Origin of the sequence: Sphingomonas sp. DBB INV C78 (assembly GCF_042693015.1) — a bacterium.
GTDB lineage: Bacteria > Pseudomonadota > Alphaproteobacteria > Sphingomonadales > Sphingomonadaceae > Sphingomonas_E.
In genome coordinates this window covers 2,444,563-2,462,013 of the sequence record NZ_CP170544.1, presented here as the reverse complement: position 1 = coordinate 2,462,013, position 17,451 = coordinate 2,444,563, and the positions used below count along the sequence as shown (strand labels likewise).

At 62.2% G+C, this 17,451-nt stretch carries 15 protein-coding genes; 6 read left to right on the top strand and 9 right to left on the bottom strand.

All coding sequences use genetic code 11. From position 1 onward, the window contains the following. Positions 1-10 precede the first annotated feature (10 nt). From ACFB49_RS11615 to ACFB49_RS11590, 6 genes are all read right to left on the bottom strand, one after another. Positions 11-2,425: a TonB-dependent receptor gene (locus tag ACFB49_RS11615; protein WP_380879587.1), complete on the bottom strand. Its 2,415-nt coding sequence runs from the start codon at positions 2,423-2,425 to the stop codon at positions 11-13. A gap of 200 nt (positions 2,426-2,625) precedes the next feature. Then, on the bottom strand, positions 2,626-3,234 hold the full coding sequence (locus tag ACFB49_RS11610) for an NADPH-dependent FMN reductase (RefSeq protein WP_380879585.1): 609 nt from the start codon (positions 3,232-3,234) through the stop codon (positions 2,626-2,628). Between the two features lie 233 nt (positions 3,235-3,467). Continuing rightward, complete coding sequence (locus tag ACFB49_RS11605) at positions 3,468-4,295, bottom strand: SDR family NAD(P)-dependent oxidoreductase (RefSeq protein WP_380879583.1); 828 nt, start codon at positions 4,293-4,295, stop codon at positions 3,468-3,470. Between the two features lie 20 nt (positions 4,296-4,315). Next, positions 4,316-5,173, bottom strand: coding sequence for an SMP-30/gluconolactonase/LRE family protein (locus ACFB49_RS11600; RefSeq protein WP_380879581.1), 858 nt, complete (start codon positions 5,171-5,173; stop codon positions 4,316-4,318). Further along, entirely contained in the window at positions 5,170-5,673 is a 504-nt protein-coding gene (locus tag ACFB49_RS11595) for a VOC family protein (protein ID WP_380879579.1), read from the bottom strand. Before ACFB49_RS11595 ends, ACFB49_RS11600 begins: the two co-directional genes overlap by 4 nt. Then, the gene (locus ACFB49_RS11590) at positions 5,670-7,052 is read right to left on the bottom strand and encodes an aromatic ring-hydroxylating dioxygenase subunit alpha (RefSeq protein WP_380879577.1); all 1,383 of its coding nucleotides are present in this window, start codon (positions 7,050-7,052) and stop codon (positions 5,670-5,672) included. The genes ACFB49_RS11595 and ACFB49_RS11590 overlap by 4 nt, the downstream gene beginning before the upstream one ends. 635 nt (positions 7,053-7,687) lie before the next feature. Between ACFB49_RS11590 and ACFB49_RS11585 the strand changes: the two genes are divergently transcribed. From ACFB49_RS11585 to ACFB49_RS11570, 4 genes are all read left to right on the top strand, one after another. Further along, a complete protein-coding gene (locus ACFB49_RS11585) occupies positions 7,688-8,788 on the top strand; it encodes an ArdC family protein (RefSeq protein ID WP_380879575.1) in 1,101 nt (366 codons plus the stop codon). Further along, complete coding sequence (locus ACFB49_RS11580) at positions 8,785-9,000, top strand: hypothetical protein (protein ID WP_380879573.1); 216 nt, start codon at positions 8,785-8,787, stop codon at positions 8,998-9,000. Before ACFB49_RS11585 ends, ACFB49_RS11580 begins: the two co-directional genes overlap by 4 nt. Positions 9,001-9,083: 83 nt before the next feature. Next, complete coding sequence (locus tag ACFB49_RS11575; protein ID WP_380879571.1) at positions 9,084-10,013, top strand: HEPN domain-containing protein; 930 nt, start codon at positions 9,084-9,086, stop codon at positions 10,011-10,013. Between the two features lie 232 nt (positions 10,014-10,245). Beyond that, a complete protein-coding gene (locus ACFB49_RS11570; protein ID WP_380879569.1) occupies positions 10,246-10,554 on the top strand; it encodes a hypothetical protein in 309 nt (102 codons plus the stop codon). Positions 10,555-10,682: 128 nt separating this feature from the next. Here ACFB49_RS11570 and ACFB49_RS11565 read toward each other — a convergent pair whose 3' ends face one another. From ACFB49_RS11565 to ACFB49_RS11555, 3 genes are read right to left on the bottom strand one after another with little or no spacing between them, the layout of a single operon-like run. Then, positions 10,683-11,012 carry a hypothetical protein gene (locus ACFB49_RS11565; protein ID WP_380879567.1) on the bottom strand — a complete coding sequence of 110 codons (330 nt, stop codon included), beginning with the start codon at positions 11,010-11,012 and terminating at the stop codon, positions 10,683-10,685. A gap of 1 nt (position 11,013) precedes the next feature. Then, positions 11,014-11,313 carry a hypothetical protein gene (locus ACFB49_RS11560; protein WP_380879565.1) on the bottom strand — a complete coding sequence of 100 codons (300 nt, stop codon included), beginning with the start codon at positions 11,311-11,313 and terminating at the stop codon, positions 11,014-11,016. Continuing rightward, complete coding sequence (locus tag ACFB49_RS11555; protein ID WP_380879563.1) at positions 11,313-11,528, bottom strand: hypothetical protein; 216 nt, start codon at positions 11,526-11,528, stop codon at positions 11,313-11,315. The genes ACFB49_RS11560 and ACFB49_RS11555 overlap by 1 nt, the downstream gene beginning before the upstream one ends. Before the next feature lie 613 nt (positions 11,529-12,141). Here ACFB49_RS11555 and ACFB49_RS11550 point away from each other — a divergent pair. Beyond that, positions 12,142-16,140, top strand: a complete 3,999-nt coding sequence (locus ACFB49_RS11550) for a hypothetical protein (RefSeq protein ID WP_380879561.1) — start codon at positions 12,142-12,144, stop codon at positions 16,138-16,140. After that, on the top strand, positions 16,073-17,398 hold the full coding sequence (locus ACFB49_RS11545; protein WP_380879559.1) for an ATP-binding protein: 1,326 nt from the start codon (positions 16,073-16,075) through the stop codon (positions 17,396-17,398). Before ACFB49_RS11550 ends, ACFB49_RS11545 begins: the two co-directional genes overlap by 68 nt. Positions 17,399-17,451 lie beyond the last annotated feature (53 nt).

Here is a 17,451-nt window from a genome sequence, read left to right as displayed (position 1 = left end):
TCTCCTGAAATCAGAAACGGTAACGAAGCTCGACGCCATAGGTGCGCGGCGGGGCGAAGATCGCGGTCGTGAAGCCGAGAAATGCGCCCGACGCATTGGCCGCCGCAGCATATTCCTCGTCGAACAGATTGCGCGCGTAGATCGATGCGTCGATCGCGGTGCCGCCGATCCGGTTCCAGTCGAGACGGGCATTGACCACGTCGTAAGATGGCAGGAACGTCCCGCTGTAAGAGAGCTTGTCTGACCAGTAATAGTCGGCATTGAACACGATCTCGCCGATCGATTCCGGAACGGGCAGCTCATAGCGGACGCCCGCCGTGAAGGTCTGCTTGGCGGTGTTGTTGAACGGGATCTTGTCCTCCGACACGAACGGCGCGATGGCTGCCGGGGCGTCGAAGCTGGTCGTCTCCGGCCACAGGAAGTTGACGGCATAGTTGAACGACAGCCGCCGATCGAACTGGACGATGCCGTCGATGTCGATACCCGACACCCGGCTTTCGCCGATGTTGACGAGCAAGGTGCCACCGGCCGGATCGTTGTTGGGATCGCAATCACCGTCGGGCGAGATCGGCGCGGGATTGTCGACGCCCGGCGTGCAGACGCCGAGCACGGTCTGGACGCCCGTCAGGGCCGTCTGGACATTGTCGTACCAGCCGATGAAGCCGCTTACGTTGAAACGCAATTGGACATCGCCAATGTCGAAGTCGGAACGCAGGCCCGCCTCGATATCGGTGACATCTTCGGGCGCGAAGGTCTGGAAGTCGACCAGTCGCCCGGTGAAGGACGGGCTGTTGACGCCTCCTGCCCGATAACCGTGGCGGGAGACGAGATAGGCGAAGATATTGTCGGTTGCCTGCCAGTTGACGCCGATCTGCCAGGTCGTGGCGTTGGATTTGGCCTTGTTGAGCGACGCGTTGGTCATTGTCGAGCTGCCGACGAAGCATTGATCGGGCTCGACATCGCCCGACGATGCCGTGGGGCCGATGCCGGTGCAGGCTCCGATCTTGTCCTTGGTGTAGCGGATCCCGGCCTCGACCTGCAGGCCGTCGGCGATCTCGTCGAGATTGTAGCGGACATTGCCGAAGACGGCCCTGCTGTCCTCCGTGATGAAGGTATAGGCGCCGCGTGCGGTCTCGAAGCCCGGGACCTGGGCAAAGCCCACGGTGTTGCCCTGCGGTCCCGAGGGTTTGGCCTTGAAATAGAAGCCACCGACAAGCCATTCGAGCTTGTCGCCGAACGACGTGCCGCGCAGCTGCAGCTCGTTGCTGTACTGGTGGACCTCGTTGGTGAGCGACGCCTGGATAAGGTCGACAGGCGTGCCGGCGGGGAAGGCACCCGTGCCATCGGCGAGGACGCGGCCCGTGCCGGAGTCGGTGTTGTAGGCGACCTTCGTATCGCGGTAGCCGAAGATGTTGACGAGCGTCAGATCGTCATTGAGCTCCCATTCGGTGCGATTGGTGATGCCGAAACGGCGATTGCGCTCATAGCCGACATTGGGCTGGGCATGGACGAAGGGTCCGCGGGCTTGCTGCGCGGCCAGTTCATCGAAGAATGGCTGCTGCAAGCCGAGCGCGGTCAACAGCGTGTTGCCGGGGAACACGTCGACCAGAATGCTCGCAAAACCGTGCGTGCTGCTCTTGTAATAATCGAAGATCGTAACGTTGGTCAGACCCTCGACGGGCTCGATCCAGATCGAGCCGCGCAGCGTATAATCGTTGATATTGTCCAGCTTGCGATCGGGGTGGGTGAGGTCGGTCGTATAGCCGTCGCGCTCATGCCAGGCGCCGCCGAGCCGGATCCGGACTGCCTCTGCGACCGGCACGTTGAGGACGCCTTCGAGTTCGCGATTGTCAAGATTGCCATAAGCAGCCTGGACATAGCCCTCGAGATCGGCCGTGGGCGACTGTGGCGAGATCAGCACTGCGCCGCCTGTCGTGTTGCGGCCGAACAGCGTACCCTGTGGTCCTTTCAGTACCTGGATAGAACTCAGATCGAACTGGGGCGTGAAGCTCCCGAACACCGGGTTCGGCACTTCCGCAAAATAGCTGATCACCGCCGGCGAACTCGGACCCGAGAGCGCCTTCGACTGGCCGCGGATCACGAAATTGGAATTCTGGCGCCCGCCATTGCCCGAGAGATACACGCCTGGCGTGCTCAGCTGGAGGTCTTCGGGTGTCGAGACCGAGTTTTCGCGCAAAGTCTCGCTACTGAAGGCCGCGACGGATACGGGCACAGACTGGATGCTCTCCTCGGACCGCCGTGCGGTAACGACGATGTCGCCCGCCGAACTCGCCTGGTCCTGCGGAGCTGGGTCCAGCCGGGGAACGTCGGGAGAAACGGCATCCCGTGCGAAGGCCGCCGGCACCGCGGTGCCGATGGCCAGTGCCATCGACGAGATCATCAACCCGAGCCCGGCCTTCGTCATCCTGTCCTCCCCGATGTGGAATTCTTGTTTCTGGCGGAGAGGATGGGCGGGCGCGCAGGGGCAGCGCCCTTTCTTGGGATAGGCGGCAATTTTACCGACCGACAAATGGATCGGGGCGCCAGCGCGGCTCCAGCCGGCAATGCAGTTTGACGTGGAGAGTTCGGGGGTGCCCGGCGGGACGGGCATGAAGCCTGCCGGAATCAGGCCGCTTCGGTCTCTTCCACTTCAGGTCGGGCCCGACTGAACCGCGCAAATTCGACGACCTGACAGCCGACCAGTTCGAGCTGATTGGTGGCGCCAGCGTCGCTGCACACGCCGCCCTTGAAGATCCCGCCCGAGCTATTGATGGCGGCGCCCAGTGGCGTTGGCCAACCGCGCAGCGCATGAACGACCGAACGCAGAGTGGCGAGCGTGCTGCCGGTCGCCTGCCAGCCATAGGCTGTGGCGATCAGGCCCACCGGAACACCGTCCAGATAGACGCGCGCATCCTTCGAGGTTTCTTCCAGATAATCGATGGCATTCTTGACGAGGCCCGAGATCGAGCCGTGATAGCCGGGGCTGGCGACGATCACGCCATCGGCGCGGCGGATCGCTTCCACCAGTTCCTTGCCCTCGGACGAAGTCGTGCTCTCCTCGGTCATGTAATGCGGCAGCGCTGCCAAGGTCGCAGCACCGAAAAGCTTCACCTCGGCCCCGGCGCGCTCGGCCGATGCGAGGGCGATCGCCAGGGCCTGTTCGGTCGAGGAATTGGCGCTCGCCGTGCCCCCTATCCCGACGATGAATGGCCGTGCTGAAGAGGAACGCGGCATCAGTGTCTCCCTGGCACCGGCGCAGTTGACGACGTCCGGCGGTTATGTCCCCGCAGCAATATTCGAGGCCATGCGAACCCCTCTTTCGACAGGGCTGGAGATCGACCCTCCCGACATGATTGCAGCGACGTCCGGGTGTGGCTGCAGATCCGGCGTGCGGATTGACGCAAGGCTGGAGCAGCTTGGCCGCGGATGGGCCCGGATGACCGCGACGTCACAGGTATCGCGAAGCCTCAATATTTGACGTTGCGGGTGAACCCGCCATCTACCGTGAGGTTGACGCCGGTGATCCAGGACGCTCGGGAACTGGCGAGATAAGCGACGGCATCGGCGATCTCGTCCGGTCTACCGAACCGGCCGGATGGCTGGCGGGACAGGTTGGCGGCGTAGTACTCGGGCATTTCGCGTTCGAGAAAGTCCCAGGATCCGCCGGGCATCTGAGTCGGGCCCGGGGATACGCAATTGCAGCGTATGCCCTCGCCCATGAACTCCAGCGCAAGCTGGTGGACATAGTTGATCAGCGCCGCCTTGATCGCGCCATAGCTGAACCCGCTACCGACGAACGTGTGGTTCTCGAAGGCCGTGATCGTTCCGATCTGGACGAAGGCCGACGGGGCGGCCGCCTTGAGAAAAGGGTAGGCCGCATCCCACATCGCGACCGCCGATTTGAGATCGATATCGTAGTTGAGGTCCCACCCTTTCATCGAGCGGGGTATGCCGCCGAGCGCGCTGGCGGCGGACACGACAATGTCGATCCCGCCCATCTGGTCCGCGGCCTTGGCCACCCAGCGACTGACTTGGAGAGCATCGCCACAATCGACGACCGAGCCATAGACCGTGCCGCGGCTGCTCAAGGCTTCTACCGCGTCATCGACCCCGTCGCCCATCAGTGGATTGGCGATGATATCGGCGTCGGTAGGATTGGGATCCGTGCCGCGGGCTCGGCGACCACAGAACGCGACGGTAGCACCTTCATCGAGAAACCGCTCGACGACCGCGCGGCCAACGCCTCGCGTGGCGGCGCTTACGATCACCTTCTTGCCGGCAAGCTCGAGGTCCATGGTGCGATACCTTCTGTGCGCTACAATCTGCTCTTGTGGACGGGCAGGCCGGCAACGCCGGGGTTCAGCCGGATCAGGCCACCCGTTCGGGAAGTGCCGTGACCGGCGGTCGTGACGAACAATTCAGTGAGGTCGGGGCCGCCGAAGGCGAGGCTGGTAACCGATGCGAACGGCAGCTTCATCCGCCGATCGAGCGTTCCGTCGGGACGATAGCGGCGAAGTTCTGCCTTTTCCCAGCAGGCGATCCAGACGCTGCCTTCGCAGTCCACGGCGAGGCCGTCGCAATCCGCGACCTCCACAATCAGCTCCTGGCCGAATGGCAACCCATCGTCGCCCATTTTCCAGCGCCAGACGCCGATGGTGGATTCGCTATGATAGAGCCACGCGCCATCGGGGCTGAAGCCGATGCCGTTGGACGCGACCACATCATCGCGCAGGACCACGACCTCGCCCGCCGCATCGAGCCGGAAGAACAGGCCGGGAGCAGGTGTGCCGCCGCTGAAGATCGCCGCGAAGTCGATCGTCCCGCCGAACAGATGGCCATGCGCATCGGCCTCGATGTCATTGACCGCGACGATCGAGTGGCCGGCGATCGCATCGAGCAAGGTTCTCTCGTCACCGCTGGCGGGATCGACCATTACCAGGCCCCCCTTGCCACCAAGTACGATTGCGCCACTCTCATCGAACACGGCGCCGCCGATCCACATGCGGTCGGCGAGCACGGTGCGCATTCGGCCGTCGGGATCCCAGGCATGATAGCCGCCGCCGGTCAGGTCGCTGAAAAAGGCGGTGCCGTCGTCCCCCGTCCGGGGAGCTTCGCAAAAGGCAAAGCCGGTCGCCAGCGTTTCAAACGCGACCGTGGCACCTGCGACCGTCAAAGCGCCGGGATCGCACTGTTCTCGCCGACTTCGATCAGCTCGAACACATTGCCGAAAAAATCCCGGCCATAGGTGGAACGGAAGCCCTGCCGGCGTCCGTCCTGCGCTTCCTCCCCGCCGGAATGTCGCGGTGGGCAGTGGAAGCGGATGCCTGCTTCCACCATGCGGGCATAGACCAGGTCGATATCTGCGACCTGGAGGCCGAAATGAGTATAGCCGAACCGGTTGACGGGGCGGTTCTCGTCCTGCGCAGTCGAGCGCGGCGTCAGATATTCGAACACCTCGATAAAGGCATTGCCCAGCCGCGCCATGAATTGCCGACCGGAACAGTCGGGCAGACCCACAATCTCGTTGATGAAGACGTTGCCCTCCTCCCACTCGGTCTGGGCCAACTCCTCCGCACCCAGCAGGTCGATGTAGAACTCCCGTGCGCGCGCGATGTCTGGAACCGACACGGCGACATGGTGGACGCCCTGGGCCAGCGGTTCCTGACGGCTCATTGCGGGGCCTGCGCCAGATACTTGTCGAGCGTCTGGTGCAGGTGGCGGATGCGCGATTCCTGGTAGACGGACAGCGTCTCCGCGCCCTTTTCGCTCGCATACATGCCTTCGCGCTGCCAGCGCATGATATCCGTGTCCTGGTCGAGGACGTGCGCGAGGAAGGGGTCCATCCCCTCGACCTCGGTGTAGGACTGGTGCTCCTCGATGCGGATCACGTCCGCTACCTCGAAATCCGAGCCGTCGGTGGGTTTGGGCCGCAGCACCATCTGGTCGAACAGGCAGCGATCATGGTCGTCGCCGTCGGGCCGGAACTGCTGGATCAGGGGCAAGCCGACCGACGGATAGATGAAGAGATTTGGGAATATGTTGTATTTGAGGGAGTCGATCATCTCCGGAACCGTGCGCTCCGAATAATCGAGGCCATAGGTGGCCGCCATCTGGCGGCGAAGCTGCTCCGCCATGGTCCACCGCGCGGATTTGCCGTCGGGAACGATCACGCGTTCGCCGACAGTGCTGCGATCGCCGACGAGCATGCTGTCGAGCAGCTCCTGCTCGCTCCGCTCCAGGGTCGATGTCGGGCTGGGGCTCGCCATGGCGCACAGGTCGCGACTGACATGGTCGGAGAAGATGTCGTGCTGCATGTTATGGTCGCTGACGACATGCGTCATTTCCGGATGCGCGACCGGCGTGTGATAGGCCTCCATGAAGGCTTCCTGCGCGAGCTTCCAGTTGCCCGGCAGCCGTTTCTGGACATGGGTGTGTACGTACCAGTTGGACATGTCCCACCGCGCGAAATGCTCGGGCAACACCTCCAGATAGTCGAGGAGGGGAGCCGCCTCGCGATCGAAGTTGACGAAGATGAAGCCGTTCCAGCTTTCGACGCGAGCCTGCGGCAAGCAAGCTTTCGCACGATCGAGCTGCGGAAATTCCCAGTCGCAGGGGATGTGCCTGATCGTGCCGTCGAGATTCCATTGCCAGCCATGGAACGGGCATTGGATCGATCCGCTCCAGCCGTTGCTGCCCGAAGGCTTCAACTTGGTTCCGCGATGGAGGCAGGAGTTGTGATAGGCGCGCAGGCCCTCGTCGGTGCGCACGATCACCAGTGAGAAGCGACCGATATCATAGACATAATAGTCACCGACTTCAGGAACATGCTCGTCCCGGCAGGCAAATTGCCAGACCTTGCGCCACATCTGGCGCATCTCGCGATCGAAGAAGGCGCGGCTCGTATAGCGTTCGAACGGAATATCTTCGGTCGATTGCTCCGGATTGCTTTGATGCTCGATCACCGGCGGCAGCTGCTCGCCATCGGCCCGCGCAATATCCCGATAGGTGCGGCCCGGGAAATGATCGCGCTGCAGTTGGGCGATATCGCTCATGCCGGATCCTCTCGCAACGTCATGGGCTCAACACGCGGCCCATGGATCACGGCTTCGAGGGTCGGCCGACAGGCTGGCTGGCACAACGAGCTTTATTGATAGGTGCGTGCGCGCCACTACGCGGTTGTGGAGGGTGTCCGATGGTCCGGGAGATCATTCGCTGCGGAACCTTGATGACAACGGTCGTCAGATGAGGTCGGCGCGCAATGGCAGGCGGGTGCGTGGCGGCCTTCACGATTGGCGCCAGGGCGTTTGCTGCTGTTCCGTCCTGCGATGGACCGAAACGGGGCGCGCCAGAACTGCCTGCCTTGGCCTCTCGATCCGCGGACGCACTCAGGCCTGACGGGGCAATGAGGACGCCGCGCGGTCCCCGGCGGGGACTCGCGCGGCGGCGCCTGCTGGTTGACCGGCCGCGGCCGGGCGGGGTGGGCGGAGCGCGCCTCTAGGTCCGCCGCGGCGGGCCGCAACCCGCGTATCCGCGGGTCCTCCGCTTTGCTTCGGCCCTTGAAGCCAGCGCTTCGCGCTGGCTTCCTGCGGGTGCGGCCCACCTCGATCGGCGGACCTGCCGTCCCGCTCCTTGCCGCCCACCCCGCCCATCCGGGGCCGGTTGCGGTTTTGGGAACGGGAGCAGGATCATGGGCAGGAACGATAGCGGGCGTGGCGTGGGCCTCGGAGGTCTGGACAGCGACGGGCAGGACGCAAGGCGGGCAGGGGAGGATCGACTGGGCAATCGGGATCGAAGCGCCGCCCGCGATCGAACCGGAGACGAGGAGCGGCGCAGTGCTTCGCTGCGGCGAGAGCGGCCGGCCGGGCGAGGAGCCGGCAAGGCGGCGATGCACCGGCGGCAAGGCAGGGAAGGGCGAGGGAGTCTCTATGGTGAGGTGACGCGCGCGATCCTTGCCGAAATGGGTGAAGGCCGGCTGCCATGGGTGCAGCCGTGGGACAGGGCGAAGGCCTGTGTGGGCATGCCGCGCAATGCGGCGAGCCATCGGCCTTATTCGGGGATCAATGTCCTGATCCTCTGGGGCGCGGTCGTCCGGTTCGGCTATGGCTCGCAAGGCTGGCTCACCTACCGGCAGGCACGCGAGCTGGGCGGACATGTGCGGCCCGGCGAGCGAGGCGTGACTGTCTGTTATGCCGACCGCTTCTGCCCGGATGGCGAGAGGGCACGGGCCGAACGCGACGGCGACGATCCCCGCAGCATTCCGTTCCTGAAGCGCTTCACCGTCTTCAATGTCGACCAGTGCGACGGTCTGCCCGAAATCGTGCGGCAGGGCGTCGAATCCTTGCCGCCGCGCGAGATCGTGCCGGTGGCCGAGGAGATCATTCGCAACACCGGTGCCGATCTGCGTGTCGGTGGCGACAAGGCCTTTTATCATCCGGGCGGCGACTTCATTCAGGTGCCGCCTTCTCAAGCCTTTCATCACCAGATCGACTGGTATCGCACCACCTTCCATGAGCTTGGCCACTGGACAGGACACCGCTCGCGCCTCGCGCGCGATCAGTCGGGGCGCTTTGGTTCAATCGAATATGCGAAGGAAGAGCTGGTCGCCGAGATTGCCAGCGCTTTCGTCTGCGCTGAACTCAATATCCGGCCAACCGTGCGCCACGCCGACTATCTGGCGACATGGGCCGATTATATCGGAGCAGACGAGCGCGCGATTTTCCGCGCTGCCGCGCAGGCCGCGAAGGCAGCGCAGTGGATCATGGGCCAGCGTCGCGAGGTGCGGCCATGAACCGGCACGATCGGCCATTAGCGCGGCTGCGCCGCGCCTGGGCGAGCCTTCCGGCGGAGGAGGCCGAGGTGCTGGCGCTTCACGCTTCGGGTGTGGAGCTTGCCGCGCTGGCCGTAGAATTGGGGATCGACGTGGCAGAGGTCGAGCGCCGGCTGGCCGCGGCGCTCGTCTCGTTCGACCGGGCATTGGGGGAGGGTGGGGCTTTCCCCTGAGCCGGCGCCGATACGACCGCGTTCCAGCGGTCGTATCGGCGCCATCTTCTTGTTAGGCCATCTTCTTGTTAGGGAAGAGCCACATGCGAACCGACCTCGACCATCTGCCGGCGTCCAAGCAGCGCGAACTCGAGCGCGTGGTCGCGATCCTGTTCGAGGAGTTCAACGACGTCGCGATGCTGGCGACGGGTCGGCGCAAGCTGGGCCGCGTTCTCAAGATCATCCTCTATGGCAGCCACGCGCGTGGGGGCTGGGTCGACGAGCCCCACACGGCGAAGGGCTATCGCTCGGACTTTGATCTGCTGATCATCGTCAACAACAAGCATGTCGCCGACCGCGCGCAATATTGGGCAAAGGCCGAGGAACGATTGAACCGTGAGGTGGCGATCACGAAGTCGCTCCGCACACCAGTGCATTTCATCGTCCACACGCTCCAGGAGGTGAATGACGGCCTCGCCCATGGCCGCTATTTCTTCATGGACGTCGCCCGCGAAGGCATCGCCCTTTACCAGCTCGACGACAGCGAACTGCACCAGCCCCGGCCCAAGACGCCGGATGCTGCGCTGGCGATGGCCAGGGAATACTTCGAGGAGTGGTTGCCAAGCGGGTTAAAGCGCTTCGAGATTGCGAAGTTTGATGTGTCGAAAGGCTATTTGAAGGACGCTGCCTTCGACATGCATCAAGCCGCCGAGCGGCTCTACAATTGCGTTCTTCTGGTCTCGACCTTCTACTCGCCGCATGTCCACAATCTTGGTTTCCTGCGGACGCAGGCCGAGCAGATAGATATCCGTCTCGTCCACGTCTGGCCGCGCGGGACGCGACGCGACCGCTCGAAGTTCGAGAAGCTCAAGGACGCCTATGTAAAGGCGCGCTACTCGAAACATTATCGCATCAGCGAGGAAGAACTCGGCTGGCTGGCCGAGCGCATCGAGGAGCTGGGAAGGGTCGTACACGCGATTTGTTCGGAACGTCTCGCCACCCTGGAAATGGCCGCAACCGCCAACGAAAAGTGAACGGCGCCACCTCAGATTGTCTCGTTACTCGTAGTTTTCGACTCGCGCTGGGGCGAGAAGCGGGTTGCCTTGCCGGAACCACTTCTTTGATCAATCCGTAGGTGCCTGACGGGTTTGTAGATACTGTCGCGCATCTCTGCGCCCGGTCGTCCTTGAGGATTAGCAAGCACTTGCTTTTGATAGCGGGTCGAATCTTCTAGAACAGCAATCGCTATTGTCGGAGGTTGCGCTCATGATTCAAGGTAAGGCTGTCGTCATCGCACTGGCCACTTTCGTTATCGGATTTGGTGCGGGCTTGGTGCTTCGCCCGGTTATCATGCCGATCAGTCAGACTACGGCTCTCGTCGTCCCTCCCGCGTCCACTGCGGCGATGTCCGCGCCGCGAGGCACGCAGTATTTTATCGCGCATATCGACGAAGCAAAGCAGGTCGTGGCGGGCTGTCGTGACGGGTCGGTACGCGGCGGCGAATGTGCAACTGCCGAAGAAGCGATATCGAAGTTCGATGCCGAGGACCGTCGCAAGCGGTTCTTGGGTAACTGACGGTCACCCGCCGCCGGGTTATGAGCTGCCCCCACCAAACTCCAGACCAGTTGGATCGGCTCCCTGTCTGGCGTGGTCACCTCAAGCAGGAAATGTGATCGCGTGATCCATGCCTACGTCCTTCTCCATCAACTGCGGAAGCGATTGACCGCACGCTTCCATATCCGTTCATCCGGGAACGGGAGGCAGATCGCGTCCACTGTCTCGTCGACGATTTCGACCTTCGCCGGACGCACCCGGCGCCCGAGACGGCCCGCGCAGGAACGGCACCAGAAGCGCGCGGCAACCTTCCTGAGATCGTCGTCGAAACCACGCTTCTCGAAGTGCCACCACAGTCCATGTGCGTTGAAGGTCGCAACATGGGGGCATTGGCTGCATCGGACGCGGATCGCGTGATGCCAGGCGGCACATTCGAACAGGTTCGTCGGAACCTTGAGGCCCTGATGGAAGCGCGCCACGTCATTCGACCACCATGTCGGCCGTCGGCATTGAGGCGATCAGGTCGTTGACGCTGACACTCCACGCACGGGAAAGTGCCTCAAGCTCGGAACGCGCGATCACGTCACCCTGGTCGATCGCCATCAGTCGTGCGGTCGGGATGCCCGTCCGTTGTGCGAGGCGCGGAAACGGGGTCGCCTTCTGGGCTATCCAGGCATTGAACCAGTTGGTGCCGGCGGCAATGCTGCGCGCGACCGGATGATCGGCGGACCAACGGTCGAGATAGCGCAAAACCGGCCGCTCTCCCTTGCGTCGTGTCATCAGAAGAACCTCGGCTGATCGTCAGCCTGAGGCTCGTCAGCGAGCGTGAATTCGTAGCAGCTCAGCCTGTCGGCGAGATGGAAGGCGAGGCGGCTCACGGCCGCCGACCTTGTCCGTCGGTCGCTGCCAAGCAGGCCAACGGTCAGATCGTGCGGCGCCGTCGCAAGAGCGATTTCCAGGTCATGCGCCAGATGGGAGGGGTCAATGCGACTCATGTTCACATCAGAACAAAAAGAGAACATTGAGTCAATCGGGCGATATAGGCTAGCAGCGCTTCATTCAATCCGCACGCGGCTCGTGGCGGCTGTGTCGGACGATCTCGACAGTCGGGAATCGGGACGCCCTTCGAAGTAAGCGGCCATTCGTTCAGCCGTTAGCGCATCTGCTTTGGGAGCAGGTGGGCGCGCGCCTGCTCCGTCGGACGATGGCGACAGTCACGAATCGGATTCCGTTCGAGGGAAGCGGCTGTTGGTGAAGCCCGTTAGCGCAACTGCTTTGAGAGGCAGAGGGAGCACTTGCTGCGTGGGACGATCGGGAATGACAAAATCCGGCATCGGCAGCGTGATACCTACCATCAAGCCGAGGACTTCCCCTTAGGGTGGCAACTGGTCAAACTTACTGGACTATAGAAGTCAGGCTATCTGTCCGGGTTGATCCTGAATCCGTGAGTTGGCCGTCAAATTGCTAGGCATCTCGTATAATGGGGTGCAGCTATTTGCTTCCGAGGAAAAGTTCTAGCAAAATGAGCATGATCCAGGCTGGTGCCGCAACCGATCGCGCGGTAGGCTCGATAGGCTCACATTTCGCACCACTGGATAAATTTTCAGCGTGAATATCATAGAGGATCCGATTTACCGGTGGCTTAGCTACGTGGATCATCGTGGTGAGACGCGGACGATCGGCCAGGATGAGATCGCTGGGATAGGTGGGCCCGTCGTCGTCCTCGGCGAGCCTGGCCAAGGCAAATCGATCCTGCTCGAGACAATAGCTGGTCAGTACAATCTGACCCTGGTCACCGCCAAGCAATTGCTGCGGCGCGTCCCAGCGCCGGTTACCGGGAGCATTGTGATCGACGCCTTGGACGAGGTCGTGACAGCGCGCGAGTCCGATGCTTTGCAGCGCGTCCTCGAACGGCTGGATGCCATGGGACGGCCAAGCTTCATTCTCTCGTGCCGCGCCGCGGACTGGCAGGGCATAATCGCGAGCCACGATATTGCCACCGACTATGGGCGCGCGCCGCGCCTCCTCACCCTACTCCCCTTTTCGCGCGATGAAGCCCGCACCTACCTCGGAGCTCATGTCCCCAACGCCGATTCCGAAAAACTGCTTGCGCACCTTGAGGATCGTGGACTGGAATCGCTCTACGGCAACCCACTGACTTTGCGCCTGCTCGCCGAAGTCGCCACAACGGCCTTGCCGGAAAATCGCGGCGCGTTGTTCGAAGCCGCGTCCAACCTGCTGTGGCGCGAAGAGGCGATTCAGCACGAGAATTCGCCGCTTGGAAACCTGACTCAAGGCGAAGCGCTCGACGCCGCCGGGGCGGCATGCGCGCTTCAGATTTTGACCGGTGCAGATGCAATCTCGACGCGCGCGGTGGGCAAGGTCGAAGCGAACGATCGCGCGCTGCGGGACGTGGAGATATTGCCAATGGGCGGATCCGCCCGGGCCGTCCTTGGCAGTCGGCTGTTTGTGAGGATCGCCGATCAACGCTTGGCGCCGTTGCACCGCGTTCTCGGAGAGTATCTGGGCGCACGTTGGCTGGCAGCATTGCTTACACATAAGGTGTCGCCGCGCCGGCTGTTCACGTTGCTCACCTTGTCGGACACCGTTCCGGCATCGTTGCGCGGCCTGCACGCGTGGATCGCCTATTACAGCGACGAAGCCGCTTCTGAAGTCATCCGCGCTGATCCGTTTGGAATGCTGCGTTATGGCGATGCGGGCGCCTTGAAGACGCCAAAAGCACGGCAACTACTGGAAGCGCTGGAAGTACTCGCAGCGGACGATCCCTACTTTCGCGCGCAGGACTGGGGCCAACTCTCGTTGCATGGTTTGGCACGCCCTGATCTCCAAGCTGACTTCGAGCGAATCCTCGACGACAGTAATAGCTTCCACCTACGCAAGCTCCTTTTGGAGGCAGTCAACGGTTCGCCGCTTGCACCGCTCATGGAGCGCCGCCTCATCGCGCTAATTCTCAACCCGGAAGCGACATTCTCGGAGCGCGCTGAGGCAGCCCAAGCGCTAATCGGCGAGATTGCCGATACGGCTTGGCCTGAAATGCTTGAAACGCTGCGATGTCTAGCGGACGAAAGTTCCGCGCGCTTGGCACTGGAGACGCTGGGTGACCTCGAACTTGCTCAGTTCTCGGACATACAGGTGGTCGAGATAATCGCAGCCTACTTGGGCTATACGTTGGTCCCAATCGAACGCGCTGCCCAGTGGACACGACAAATCGGCGGTACGATGAGTGTGTTTGCCGAAAGGATCCCGCACGAACGCGCCGCTAGCCTTCTCGATCTGCTCGTCGAGTATATCCCGATCAAGGCGTCGAAGGACGAATGGGAACGCCGCTGGGATCTTGCGCAACTCGCCATTACACTGGTTAAGCTCGTCGTGGCGGACAATTCAGTTGCTCCATCACGACTGTGGAGTTGGTTGCAGTTGCTCGACCCTTCCCATGGCCGCAGCCGCAACGACTACGTCATGCTTGAGGCACTTTTTCAGGGCAATTCCGATCTACGTCGAGCGATCCAGCGCCACGTTCTACTTGAACGCTCGGACAAAACGCTTTGGGAGCGCGCCTGGCGCCTGCACGAAACGCTTGTCGCGCTTGGCATAACGCCGGACGATGCATTGGCGTTTCTCACGGAAATCGGAGCGGATCGCCTACGTAGCGCCGAGCGAGATGGCCAGTGGATGGATTTGGTGCAGCTCGCACGCTCGCGCGACGGACTCAGCCCCGAGCAGCGCGCAATCGCGCGAATTTATGCTAAGGGCAACAGCGAACTGCTTGCTCATCTGCGCAAGGCAGCCAAGCCCACCAGCAATCGATGGGAAAAGCGGTCTGAGCAACGCCGCATCAAAGAAGAGCGCGAGCGACAGGCGCGATTCGCCGAGCATCGCATACAGTTCGCCGACCACATCGACGAACTACGCGCCGGCGAATTGAGTTGGATCGTACCAGCCGCTAGATCCTATCTTCGACTATTTCACGATTCCGATCGCGAACTGCCGCCCGTCGGAAGAGTGGAAGAATGGCTAGGTAATACCAACGCCCAAGCCGCGCTCGAAGGGTTTGAGTCCACCCTACATCGCAGCGATCTGCCTACCCCAGAGCAGGTCGTGACGGGGTTCACCGAACGCACCGTCTGGAACATGGTATATCCAATCATTGCTGGCCTTGCCGAACGTGTGCGTGAGCATCGCGGCCTCGACGATGTTCCGAGGGACACCGTCCGCGTGGGTTGGCTCATGCTGCAGCATGAGAGCTACCTTCCCGAGCACGCCAAGATCGACGACTTCACAGAGCAACTCGAAAAGCGGCTAGCCCGCGACCCGGCAGCATTCATCGATGATTTCCGTTTGCTGATCGAACCGCAGCTTGCAGCCAAGGCGGACCACGTTACGGGCCTTTACCGATTGATGCGCTCCCCGGGACTGCAGCCGACCGGCAATGCACTCGCAGCGGAGTGGATTGAGCGCCACAATGACCTCCCCCGCACAATCGAGCTTGAACTGGTGGATGGGCTATTGGCCATGCGGGCATTTTCTCAGCTCCGTGGCCTATGGCGCTCCCGCTGTCCCGATCCCACCGACAATCCCGAACGCGCACTCACTTGGCTCGCGGTGGCGTTTATCACGGACTTTTCTGCCGCAGAATTGACCCTCGACGAAGCAGCCTTCGTGCTGCCAGGGCTACTTTGGCCAATTCGTGGTCGGCTACGACGCGACGAGCGAGGCGAGCGCCTGCTCCTCACACCAGAGCAGCTCGCATGGATCGTCCGCACCTTCCGCGGCCGCTGGCCACTGACGCCCCACCCCAGCGGCGTCAGTTCAGGTGACAACAATCCTTGGGACGCGACCGACTTCCTTCAGTGGGCGATCGCTGAGCTTGCCGGCGACGTCTCCGAAAAGGCAATGGATTGCATGATCGCGCTTCGTGACGCGCCTCGTGACACCTATTCAGACACGATCCGTCATGCGGCTGCACAACAGCGCCGCGCTCGCAATGAAGCCAACTTCTCACCAGTGACAGCGGCCCGCGTCTTGGCGGTAGCCGAGAACAAGGCGCCGGCGTCGATCGATGACCTTCTGGCGACTCTGCTTGACAGTCTAACGGGTGTAGAGTCGAAGCTTCGGGGGAGTGAAACTAGACCGCTTGCCGCCTTCTATGCACTCGACGGTACGCCGCATGACGAGAATTACTGCCGCGACCGGCTGGTCGAATGGCTCGATCGTGAGCTGCCCCCCGGGGTCGCTCAGTCGACAGAGACACGAATGCCTGACGACAAGCGCAGTGATGTCGCCTTTACCTGTGGGAAACTTCTCGTTCCGTTGGAGATCAAGGCACAGTGGCATCCCCAGGTGTGGGACGCTGCGATCGAACAGTTAGACCGGTTCTACACAGGCGAGTGGCGCGCGGAGGGACGCGGCATCTATGTCGTGCTTTGGTTTGGCGAGACCGCCGCACGTCGCAAGCGCCTAACCCCCGCTCCGAATAGCCTTACGCCCGTTCGATCTGCGGACGGACTGCGGAGAGCGCTTGAACGCCGTATTCCTGAAGCGCGGCGCGGCCAGCTTGCGGTTGTGGTCATCGATCTGCAGCGATGAGCCCCACGGATCATCGGACAATATGATCGATCGTGCGCTCGCGCCGCGAGTCCGGGAACGCCTAGGTTCCTTCCCTTGTGTCGCCCTGCTCGGTCCCCGTCAGGTCGGAAAATCGACGTTGGCCGAAATGGTCGCGAACTCGGTCGACGGCGCGCTGGTCTTCAACCTCGCTCGCGCGGACGATCGCGCGCAGTTGGCAGGCGCCGAAGAATTTCTCGGCCGTCGCATTGGTCGCCTCATCGTTCTTGATGAGATTAGCCGCATGCCAGAACTAATGCCGATACTGCGAGCGCAAGTGGAACTACGCCTCCAAAAGCGTAATCGGGTGGGCCACTTCCTGCTACTGAGTTCGGATTGCGAATGGATGCGCCGCGCCGCTGCCGAGCACCTCGGCGGACATCTGGCTACGATCGATCTGGGCCCGTTCCAAACCCACGAGCTTGGGGTATCACGCCTCCCTGAGCTTGACCCGATGGCAGTCGAAGCAGCATCGCCAGCCTCCGTGGTTGACCCTCGCGAGGATGAGATGCGATTGTGGCTGCGTGGGGGCTTTCCGCTCAGTTATCTTGCCGAGAATGACGCACAGAGCCTGGAGTGGCGCCTGGCTTTTATCGATGCGGTAATCGGGCGGGGATTCGAGATCGACGGAGTGACGCTGGCGCTCGAGGCAATCCGGAGAGGCTGGGTTAGCGTTGCCACGCATCAGGCATGCGAGCTCAATAGCAACCGCATCGCACAGGCGCTCGGTACCAACGCAACTCAGGCCACCCGCTTCATTGACAAAGCGTGCGATGGTCAGCTGATGCGACGGCTGCCGCGATGGACTGCCAACGAGCGCAAGCAACAGAGTTTGCCGGGCAAACTCTATATACGCGATTCTGGTTTGCTACACGCCTTACTGGGCATCCATAATTCCGCTGCTCTCGAGCAGTATGGGTCCTCCGGTGAAAGCTGGGAGGGCCATGTCATCGAAGCGTTGTTCGCAGCTACGCGGTCCAACGTCGGTGCATCTTACTATCGCGCCGCGGATGGGCAGTCAGAGATGGACCTGCTCCTTCCTGTAGGCGGGCAACGTTGGTCCTTTGAGATCAAGAAAAGCTCCAAGCCTGGTCTATCAAAAGGTTTCTACGCCGCGCGGGACGTGCTGCAACCCGACCGCTCAATCGTGATCTATCGCGGCACAGACCGCTTCCAGACCGATCGCACCGTCGAGTTGATGTCGCTACGCGATGCGACGCGCGAGGTGGGTGCATCGTAGCTCGTCACGCGACACGACCATATCTATGTAGTGGTATCTAAAGGGAGGAATGC

Bases quoted from the DNA above. Each gene is read 5' to 3' on its own strand.
- ACFB49_RS11615 (WP_380879587.1), bottom strand. From the start codon at position 2,425: ATGACGAAGGCCGGGCTCGGGTTGATGATCTCGTCGATGGCACTGGCC.
- ACFB49_RS11610 (WP_380879585.1), bottom strand. From the start codon at position 3,234: ATGCCGCGTTCCTCTTCAGCACGGCCATTCATCGTCGGGATAGGGGGC.
- ACFB49_RS11605 (WP_380879583.1), bottom strand. From the start codon at position 4,295: ATGGACCTCGAGCTTGCCGGCAAGAAGGTGATCGTAAGCGCCGCCACG.
- ACFB49_RS11595 (WP_380879579.1), bottom strand. From the start codon at position 5,673: ATGAGCCGTCAGGAACCGCTGGCCCAGGGCGTCCACCATGTCGCCGTG.
- ACFB49_RS11590 (WP_380879577.1), bottom strand. From the start codon at position 7,052: ATGAGCGATATCGCCCAACTGCAGCGCGATCATTTCCCGGGCCGCACC.
- ACFB49_RS11585 (WP_380879575.1), top strand. From the start codon at position 7,688: ATGGGCAGGAACGATAGCGGGCGTGGCGTGGGCCTCGGAGGTCTGGAC.
- ACFB49_RS11580 (WP_380879573.1), top strand. From the start codon at position 8,785: ATGAACCGGCACGATCGGCCATTAGCGCGGCTGCGCCGCGCCTGGGCG.
- ACFB49_RS11575 (WP_380879571.1), top strand. From the start codon at position 9,084: ATGCGAACCGACCTCGACCATCTGCCGGCGTCCAAGCAGCGCGAACTC.
- ACFB49_RS11570 (WP_380879569.1), top strand. From the start codon at position 10,246: ATGATTCAAGGTAAGGCTGTCGTCATCGCACTGGCCACTTTCGTTATC.
- ACFB49_RS11560 (WP_380879565.1), bottom strand. From the start codon at position 11,313: ATGACACGACGCAAGGGAGAGCGGCCGGTTTTGCGCTATCTCGACCGT.
- ACFB49_RS11555 (WP_380879563.1), bottom strand. From the start codon at position 11,528: ATGAGTCGCATTGACCCCTCCCATCTGGCGCATGACCTGGAAATCGCT.